Raw genomic sequence first — 2,445 nt, forward strand, 5'->3', positions numbered from 1 at the left:
GAGTATTGGGCGCGGCAGGTGCGCTCGGCGGTGCGGTTCGCCGACGGGCTGGCGTGGCTGGCCGAGCAGGGCGTGGACACCTTCGTCGACGCGGGCCCGGACGCGGTGCTGGCCGGTCTCGTCGAGTTCGACGGCGTCACCACGGTGGCCCTCCAGCGCCGTGACCGCACCGGCGGCCGGACCGTGCTGCACGCGCTGGGGCAGCTGTTCACGCGGGGTGTGCCGGTCTCGTGGGACGCGCTGTTCGCGGGCTCCGGACACCACCGGGTCGACCTGCCGACGTACGCGTTCCAGCGGCGCCATTACTGGCCCGAGGGCGGCCTGGCGGCCGCCGACGTGGCGGCCGCCGGTCTGGTGGCGGTGGAACATCCGCTGCTGGGCGCGGTGCTGTCGTCGCCCGAGGGCGGCGGCGTGGTGTTCACCTCGCGGCTGTCGGTCGCGGCCCAGCCCTGGCTGGCCGACCACGCCGTGCAGGGTGTGGTGCTCTTCCCGGGCACCGGCTTCGTCGAGCTGGCGGTCCAGGCCGCCGACGTGGTGGGGTGCGGCCGGGTCACCGAGGTGATCGTGGAGGCGCCGCTGGTGCTGCCCGAGCGCGGCGGTGTCCAGGTCCAGGTCCTCGTGGGCGAGCCGGAGGACGGCCGGCGGCCGGTCACGGTGTACGCCCGCCCCGACACGGGGGTGGAGCAGCCGTGGGTCCGGCACGCCAGCGGTGCCGTGGAGGACACGGCCGCGGCCGACGCGACCGGGTTCGAGGCGCTGGCCGGGGTGTGGCCGCCGGCGGGCGCGGAGGCGCTGGAGACCGACGGGATCTACGAGCGGATCGCCGCGCAGGGCTTCGTGTACGGCCCGTCGTTCCGGGGCCTGGAGCGGGCCTGGCGCCGCGACGGCCATGTCTTCGCCGAGGTGGCGCTGCCCGAGCCGCAGTCGGGCCGGGCGGGCGGCTTCGGTCTGCACCCGGCGCTGCTGGACGCCGTGATGCACGCGCTGGCTTTCGTCGACCTGGAGCCCGCGGAGTTCGGCCGGCTGCCGTTCAGCTTCGGTGACGTGGTGCTGCACGCCTCGGGCGCGAGCCGGGTGCGGGCCTGCCTGACGCAGACCGGCCCCGACTCGCTCTCGATCGCGGTGGCCGACGAGGCGGGCGACGCGGTGCTGTCGCTGGGCTCGCTGGTCGTCCGCCCGCTGACCCCGCAGGCGCTGAGCGCCGCGGGCGGTGGCCAGGACGAGACCGTACTGGCCGTGCGGTGGACGCCCCTGGACACCCAGGACCCGGCGCTGGACGACTGGGAGAGCGTGGCCGCCGGGGTGGTGGCCGGACCTGGCCCGAACGTGGGGTGGCTGGAGGGCGCGGTGCTGCACCCGCACGCCGACCGCGTGGCCTCCGACGCGGCGCTGCCGCTGGTGGTCGCCGTCTCCGGCGGGGACAGCCCCGTCGAGGGGGCGCACGAGGCCACCCGGTGGCTGCTGGACCAGCTCCACACCTGGCAGGCAGGGGACCGGGAGCTGGTCGTGGTGACCTCCGGCGCGGTGGCCGCGGGCCCCGACGAGACGGTCACCGACCTGGGCGCCGCCGCGGTATGGGGCCTGGTGCGCTCGGCACAGGCCGAGAACCCCGGCCGGATCACGCTGATCGACACCGACGCCGCGACCGGGATGACGGCCGGTCTGTTGGCCGTCGCGCGCGGCACCGGTGAGCCCCAGCTGGCGGTCCGCGCGGGCACGCTGCACGCCGCCCGGCTGTCGCGGGCGGACACCGGTCTGGCCGTACCGCGGGCCGGCGCCTGGCACCTGGACTCGACGGCCAAGGGCACCCTGGAGAACCTGCGCCTGGTGTCGTTCCCGGACGCCGAGCGTCCGCTGGAGAGCGGCGAGATCCGCATCGAGGTGCGCGCGGCGGGCCTGAACTTCCGCGACGTCCTCAACGCCCTGGGCATGTACCCGGGCGAGGCCGGACCGCTCGGCGGCGAGGTCGCCGGTGTGGTGACCGAGCTGGGCGCCGACGTGTCGGACCTCCGGGTCGGCGACCGGGTCATGGGTCTGAGCGACGGCGGCTTCGGCTCCGTGGTGGTGACCGACCGGCGGCTGGTGGCGCCGATCCCGGCGGGCTGGTCGTTCGCGACGGCCGCCTCGGTGCCGACCGCGTTCCTGACCGCGTACTACGGCCTGGTGGACCTGGCCGGACTGCGCGCCGGCGAGCGGGCCCTGGTGCACGCGGGCGCCGGTGGCGTGGGCATGGCCGCGCTCCAGATCGCCAGGCACCTGGGCGCCGAGGTCTACACGACGGCGAGCGAGAGCAAGTGGCCGGTGCTGCGGGCGCGGGGCATCGACGGCGCGCGTCTGGCGTCGTCCCGCGCGCTGGACTTCGAGGACGCGTTCCGGCGCGCCACCGAGGGCCGCGGCGTGGACGTGGTGCTCAACTCGCTCACCGGTGACTTCATCGACGCCTCC

General features: G+C 76.2%; 1 protein-coding gene. It reads left to right on the forward strand.

Features of this window, described 5'->3' with window-relative positions; all coding sequences use genetic code 11:
• Window positions 1–30 precede the first annotated feature (30 nt).
• A partial coding sequence (locus ACH47Z_RS47040; RefSeq protein WP_399086769.1) for a polyketide synthase dehydratase domain-containing protein occupies window positions 31–2,445 on the forward strand: 2,415 nt, incomplete at its 3' end.

The organism is Streptomyces sp. NPDC020192 (assembly GCF_044388685.1).
Taxonomy (GTDB): Bacteria; Actinomycetota; Actinomycetes; order Streptomycetales; family Streptomycetaceae; genus Streptomyces.